Genomic DNA, 6,200 nt, shown 5'->3' with positions numbered 1-6,200 from the left:
GCGTTTCCGACTCTATCAGACTCTTTCGTGTCCGATTCCCGGTCGAAGCGGGATGTGCTTTCCAGTTCTTCGCTTTCGCGCTTCCCTTTCCGGCGGTTCCAACCTTACCAGACTCTTTTTCGTTCCGTTTCCGGTCCGAATTTGAATTCCGGTGACCTTTGGAGTGGCCTTTGCCTTTCGGCTGATTCGACTTTATCAGAAACATTCGGCCGAAAAATCGGCTTCGTGACTCGGAGTAAGGAATCGATGGCTCTGCGGAAATTCGATTTCCGGTGAGAGCGAGGTAGACACTAACTGCTGGGCCCGGACTTGTCCAGTCCGAGGCAACCGTTAAAATCTACCTCCCCACGTCGGCCATGTCAATGGCTTTTTTGGGGCGAGGAGGAGACTAGCAGGTCAGCGGGGTCGTATGCACATCAGGCCGCGACCGGAAGCTCGGCGCTGCGTTCCGTGGGATCGACGTCGCCACCGTCACCCGCTCGCGCTGCTCGGCCGCCCAGGATGTAGACGTAGGCGAGGAAGGCCAGCTCGGCCGCGATGCCGATGGTGATGCGCCCCCAGGTCGGGAGGCCGGAGGGGGTGACGAAGCCTTCGATGACACCGGAGACGAACAGGACCAGCGCGAGGCCGATGGCCATGCCGATCGCGGCCCGGCCCTGCTGTGCGAGAGCTGAGCGCCGACTGCGCGGGCCCGGGTCGATGACCGTCCAGCCGAGGCGCAGGCCCGTACCCGCGGCGACGAAGACGGCAGTGAGTTCGAGCAGGCCGTGCGGGAGGATCAGCCCCAGGAAGGTATCGAGCCGGCCTGCCGATGACATCAGGCCGATGCCGACCGCGAGGTTGAGCACGTTGATGAACAGGATCCAGATCACCGGGATGCAGAGGAACGCTCCCAGGACCAGGCACATGGCTGCGGCCTGGGCGTTGTTCGTCCATACCTGAGCGGCGAACGAGGCGGCCGGGTGGCTGGAGTAATAGGTCTCGTACTCCCCGCCCGGGTTGGTCATCCGACGGAGGTCCTCCGGAGCCGCGATGGCCGACTGGACCTCCGGGTGCGTACCGATCCACCAGCCGAGGACTGCCGCAAGCACGGTGGAAAGAACCGCGGTGGGTATCCACCAGTGCCTGGACCGGTAGACAGCGGCGGGGAAACCGGCGGTGAGAAAGCGTGTGGCATCGCGCCAGGAGGCTCGGCGGGTGCCGGTGACCGTGGCTCGGGCACGGGCCACGAGCTGGGTGAGGCGCGCCGTGAGCATCGGGTCCGGGGCGCTGGACTGGAGAAGCGAGAGGTGGGTGGCCGTGCGCTGGTAGAGCTCGACGAGTTCGTCCGCTTCCGTGCCGGTGAGCCGGCGCCCGCGGTGCAGGAGATGGTCCAGGCGGTCCCACTCGGTGCGGTGGGCGGTCACGAAGACATCGAGATCCATGATCGGCTGCTGCTCCAGGCATGGGTGCGTACGGGTTCGTACTACGGCGGCGCGCTGCGGGTCAGCTTGGCAGACTGAGGCTCCGAGGGGCAGGGATGATCGGCGAAGGGTGGGGCGGCGATGAGTGAGCTCGTGACCGGGGACGCGGTCGTGCTGGGGCTGCGGCCGGCGAAACTGCCGAGTCGGGCGCTGGCGCTGGCCATCGATCTCGCCGTGGTGGGGGCGGCGTTCGTCCTGGTGTCGATCGGACTGGCCGTCGCGACGGCGACGCTGGATGACGCGGCACTCGCGGCGGTCGCCGTGGCGGCCTTCCTGCTCGTGCTGGTGGGCGGGCCGATCGCGGTGGAGACCCTCAGCCACGGGCGTTCGCTGGGGAAGCTGGCGTGCGGGCTGCGGGTGGTCCGGGACGACGGGGGGCCGATCCGGTTCCGGCATGCGCTGGTGCGCGGGGCCATGGGGGTTGTCGAGATTCTGATGACGCTCGGGGTCGTCGCGTGTATCGCCTCGCTGGTGTCGGCGAGGGGGCGGCGCCTCGGGGATGTGTTCGCGGGGACGCTCGTCGTACGGGAGCGGGTGCCCACAGGACGGGCAGCCGCCGTGCCGCCTCCGCCGCCGTGGTTGGTCGGGCGGTTCGCCGGGCTGGATCTGTCGGCGGTGCCGGACTCTCTGTGGCTGGCCGTACGGCAGTACCTGACCCGTATGCATCAGCTCGATGCGCAGGTGGGCTGGTCGATGGCGGAGCGGCTGGCCGGGGAGTTGGCGGAGCGGACCGGAGTGCCGGTGCCGGAGGGGGTGCCTGCCGGGGCGTATCTGGCGGCGGTGGTGAACGAGCGGCAGGCGCGGGATGCCCGGAGGCTGTTCGTCGCCGCTCAGGACGGGGCCGCTCGCGTTGGTTCCGAGGGGCGGGTGGTGGATCAGGCTCCGGTGAGTGGGGCTGCCGCTTGGGCACCGGTCGGGGCCGTGCCTTCCGCGGGGGCCGACGGGGCGGGTGCGCCCGTACCGCCCGCGGGGGCGGCAGGCGGTCAGGTGCCGCCTGCCGCCACGGGATTCGCGCCGCCCGCCTAGAGGGGTGAGGGCGGGGACTCCAGGTCTTCGAGCTCGATGCCCGGGGCCGCGAGGACCACGTCGCCGGCGATGTGAACGGTGTGCTGCTCGCCGGTATCCAGGGCGCTGACCTGGTATTCGTCCACAGTCAGGGGTCCGTTGTCAGTGGCGTGCGTTTCACTGTTCACCAGGGCCCAGGACTGGTCGACGGTGCGGGGTGCGAGGACCGGGTCGGTGAAGGCGACCAGGCGGACGCGCGCCGCGGGGGAATCGGGGGTGAGGCGCAGCAGACGTGCGGTCGCGATGAGGAACGCGGGGGATGTGCCGGTGAAGGCGTGGGCGCGGACATTGCCTTCGGTGGCATGGGTGCCGGTCGGATCGGTACGGACCCAGGTGACGCCTTCGAGGGCGGCACCGCGGACCTGCCAGCTCGCGGCGTGGAGTTCGAGGCGGATGGGACGGCCGAGTTCATCGAGGGTGAGGTCGACGGAGCCGAGGTGGTCACCGGAAGGGGCGGTGGTCCGGGACAGATAGCGCCAGCCGGAGGGTCCGGGTGCGCACTGGAAGTGTTCTTCGCCGAGGGGGGTGTGATCGTGGAGATCGTGGAGCGAATATCGGCCGCGGGGCATGGGGTCCTTCGGGGTTCCACGGGCTGAGCGGGCGCGGTACGGGGCAGGCCCCCGACACGGGGGTGCGGGGGCCTGCGCTCGTAGCTGCTGCTGAGGCTGTTCCGTCTGTCAGCGGCCGGTCGTCACTGACCGGTGGTGGCGGGTGCGGTCGCTGACGGGCGGGATCAGTAGCGGTAGTGGTCGGGCTTGTACGGGCCGTCGACCTCGACACCGATGTACGCGGCCTGCTCGGGGCGGAGCGTCGTGAGCTTCACGCCGAGCGCGTCGAGGTGGAGACGGGCGACCTTCTCGTCCAGGTGCTTGGGCAGCACGTAGACATCGGTCGGGTACTCCTCGGGCTTGGTGAACAGCTCGATCTGGGCCAGGGTCTGGTCCGCGAACGAGTTGGACATGACGAACGAGGGGTGGCCGGTGGCGTTGCCCAGGTTCAGCAGGCGGCCCTCGGACAGCACGATGAGGACCTTGCCGTCGGGGAACGTCCAGGTGTGGACCTGCGGCTTGACCTCGTCCTTGACGATGCCGTCGATCTGCGCCAGACCGGCCATGTCGATCTCGTTGTCGAAGTGGCCGATGTTCCCGACGATGGCCTGGTGCTTCATCTTGGCCATGTCGGCGGCCATGATGATGTCCTTGTTGCCCGTCGTGGTGACGAAGATGTCGGCCTGGCCGACGACGTCGTCGAGGGTGGCGACCTGGTAGCCGTCCATCGCCGCCTGCAGGGCGCAGATCGGGTCGATCTCCGTGACGATCACCCGGGCGCCCTGGCCGCGCAGGGACTCCGCGCAGCCCTTGCCCACATCGCCGTAACCGCAGACGACGGCGGTCTTGCCGCCGATCAGGACGTCCGTGGCGCGGTTGATGCCGTCGATCAACGAGTGGCGGCAGCCGTACTTGTTGTCGAACTTGGACTTGGTGACGGCGTCGTTGACGTTGATCGCCGGGAAGAGGAGGGTGCCGTCGCGGTGCATCTCGTACAGCCGGTGCACACCGGTCGTGGTCTCTTCGGTGACGCCGCGGATCTCGGACGCCAGCTGGGTCCACTTCTGCGGGGTCTCGCCGAGGGTCCGGTTCAGCAGGGTGAGGATGTAGCCGTACTCCTCGCTGTCCGCGGTCGACGGGTCCGGGGCCGCGCCTGCCTTCTCGAACTCGACGCCCTTGTGGACGAGGAGGGTGGCGTCACCACCGTCGTCGAGGATCATGTTCGGGCCGCCGGTGGGGGTGTTCGGCCAGGTCAGGGCCTGCTCCGTGCACCACCAGTACTCCTCCAGCGTCTCGCCCTTCCAGGCGAAGACCGGGACGCCCGCCGGGGCTTCCGGGGTGCCGTTCGGGCCGACGGCGATGGCCGCGGCGGCGTGGTCCTGGGTGGAGAAGATGTTGCAGGAGGCCCAGCGGACCTCGGCGCCGAGGGCGACCAGGGTCTCGATCAGCACGGCCGTCTGCACGGTCATGTGCAGCGAACCGGTGATGCGGGCGCCGGCCAGCGGCTGCGCTGCGGCGTACTCCTTGCGGATCGACATCAGGCCGGGCATCTCGTGCTCGGCGAGGGTGATCTCCTTGCGGCCGAACGCCGCGAGGGAGAGGTCGGCGACCTTGAAGTCCTGTCGATTGGCGACCGTCGTCATAACGGGCTGCTCCTCGTAATGGGGTCGAGGTGGGGCACGGATGGCTCTGCGGCGGCGGGCACAGGAATGCCCGAGCGCTCGCAGCGCAGTCCGTCGGAGGCCCTCTCTCCCTCGGCCGGTCCGCGCATACGGACCGATCGACCGCCATCAGCAGCGACGTCTGACACTGCCGTCGAATCTACACCGATCGGCCCAGCCGCTCCCAGTCCGCCCCAGTCCGCCCCGGGACGGGAAGTGACCGGGAAGCGGCCGGGATGACGGACCGGGAGCGGAAGGGAGGGTGGATCGAGAGGGGCTCTGGAAGGGGTCGGGAGGAATTCGGACAGAGGGCCGGGAAGGTGCTCGGAGGGCGTATGGGCAGGTGGAGGGAGGGTGCGGTGGGCCGGTGTGGCGGTCGCGCAGGGCGGGCGCGTAGGGCGGGCGGGGCGGTGGGGCTGTCAGTGGCCGGATTCCGTCGGGGTGTCCGGGGTGCCGCCGTCGATCCCGTCGGGGGCGTCGCCCGGGGCCTTGCCGGGGTTGGTGCCGGCTGCGGCGGCGGCCTCGCTGAAGATGTCCGGTTCCAGATAGATGACCCGGGCGATCGGGACAGCCGCGCGGATCCGGCTCTCGGCGGCGTTGATGGCGTTGGCGACCTCGGTGGCCGTGTCGTCGTGCTGCACCGCGATCTTGGCGGCGACGAGCAGTTCCTCCGGGCCGAGGTGGAGCGTCCGCATGTGGATGACGCCGGTGACCGTGTCGCCGTCGACGACCGCGGCCTTGATCTTCTCGACCTGGTCGGCGCCGGCCGCCTCACCGAGCAGGAGGGACTTCGTCTCGGCGGCGAGCACGATCGCGATGATGATCAGCAGGGTGCCGATGCAGAGGGTTCCGATGCCGTCCCAGACGCCGTTGCCGGTCGCGAGGGCCAGGCCGACGCCCGCGAGTGCGAGCACCAGACCGATCAGCGCACCGAGGTCCTCCAGGAGGACGACGGGGAGTTCGGGGGCCTTCGCCCGGCGGACGAACTCCCTCCAGGAGAGCGATCCCCGGGTCTGGTTGGACTCCTTGATGGCCGTACGGAAGGAGAAGCCCTCGGCGACGATCGCGAAGACGAGTACGCCGACCGGCCAGTACCAGGCCTCGATCTCGTGCGGGTGCTTGATCTTCTCGTAGCCCTCGTACACCGCGAACATGCCACCGACCGAGAAGAGCACGATGGAGACGAGGAATGCGTAGATGTAGCGCTCACGGCCGTAGCCGAAGGGGTGCTGGGGGGTGGCCTCGCGCTGGGCCTTCTTGCCGCCGAGCAGCAGCAGGCCCTGGTTGCCCGAGTCGGCGACCGAGTGGACGCTCTCCGCGAGCATCGACGACGAGCCACTGAACAGGAACGCCACGAATTTGGCCACTGCGATCGCGAGGTTGGCGCCGAGTGCCGCCACGATCGCCTTGGTTCCGCCTGACGCACTCATGGGTGCCTGGTGTCCCTTCTTCGGTGCTGCGGC

Annotated in this window: 5 protein-coding genes; 1 reads left to right on the top strand and 4 read right to left on the bottom strand. The window is 69.0% G+C overall.

Annotation, left to right across the window (positions count from 1 at the left end; translation table 11 throughout):
• Positions 1-416: 416 nt before the first annotated feature.
• Positions 417-1,424 carry a stage II sporulation protein M gene (locus ACFV8T_RS20595; protein WP_385329232.1) on the bottom strand — a complete coding sequence of 336 codons (1,008 nt, stop codon included), beginning with the start codon at positions 1,422-1,424 and terminating at the stop codon, positions 417-419.
• Between the two features lie 120 nt (positions 1,425-1,544).
• Here ACFV8T_RS20595 and ACFV8T_RS20590 point away from each other — a divergent pair, with 120 nt between their 5' ends.
• A complete protein-coding gene (locus ACFV8T_RS20590) occupies positions 1,545-2,489 on the top strand; it encodes an RDD family protein (RefSeq protein WP_385329229.1) in 945 nt (314 codons plus the stop codon).
• On the opposite strand, the gene ACFV8T_RS20585 is transcribed toward ACFV8T_RS20590, so the two are convergent.
• The 3 genes from ACFV8T_RS20585 to ACFV8T_RS20575 all read right to left on the bottom strand — a co-directional run bounded on the left by ACFV8T_RS20585 (position 2,486) and on the right by ACFV8T_RS20575 (position 6,167).
• On the bottom strand, positions 2,486-3,097 hold the full coding sequence (locus tag ACFV8T_RS20585) for a hypothetical protein (RefSeq protein ID WP_385329226.1): 612 nt from the start codon (positions 3,095-3,097) through the stop codon (positions 2,486-2,488). The genes ACFV8T_RS20590 and ACFV8T_RS20585 overlap by 4 nt on opposite strands.
• 164 nt (positions 3,098-3,261) lie before the next feature.
• Positions 3,262-4,719 carry an adenosylhomocysteinase gene (gene ahcY / locus ACFV8T_RS20580; RefSeq protein ID WP_266418476.1) on the bottom strand — a complete coding sequence of 486 codons (1,458 nt, stop codon included), beginning with the start codon at positions 4,717-4,719 and terminating at the stop codon, positions 3,262-3,264.
• Positions 4,720-5,156: 437 nt separating this feature from the next.
• Complete coding sequence (locus ACFV8T_RS20575) at positions 5,157-6,167, bottom strand: cation diffusion facilitator family transporter (RefSeq protein ID WP_385329223.1); 1,011 nt, start codon at positions 6,165-6,167, stop codon at positions 5,157-5,159.
• Positions 6,168-6,200: the final 33 nt, after the last annotated feature.

The sequence above is a fragment of the Streptomyces sp. NPDC059832 genome (assembly GCF_042731715.1).
In the GTDB taxonomy this organism is placed as follows: Bacteria; Actinomycetota; Actinomycetes; order Streptomycetales; family Streptomycetaceae; genus Streptomyces.
This window is presented reverse-complemented; position numbering and strand designations above follow the sequence as displayed.

Excerpts from the sequence above, each read along its gene's own strand:
- ACFV8T_RS20595 (WP_385329232.1), bottom strand. The coding sequence starts at position 1,424 with ATGGATCTCGATGTCTTCGTGACCGCCCACCGCACCGAGTGGGACCGC.
- ACFV8T_RS20590 (WP_385329229.1), top strand. The coding sequence starts at position 1,545 with ATGAGTGAGCTCGTGACCGGGGACGCGGTCGTGCTGGGGCTGCGGCCG.
- ACFV8T_RS20585 (WP_385329226.1), bottom strand. The coding sequence starts at position 3,097 with ATGCCCCGCGGCCGATATTCGCTCCACGATCTCCACGATCACACCCCC.
- ahcY (WP_266418476.1), bottom strand. The coding sequence starts at position 4,719 with ATGACGACGGTCGCCAATCGACAGGACTTCAAGGTCGCCGACCTCTCC.
- ACFV8T_RS20575 (WP_385329223.1), bottom strand. The coding sequence starts at position 6,167 with ATGAGTGCGTCAGGCGGAACCAAGGCGATCGTGGCGGCACTCGGCGCC.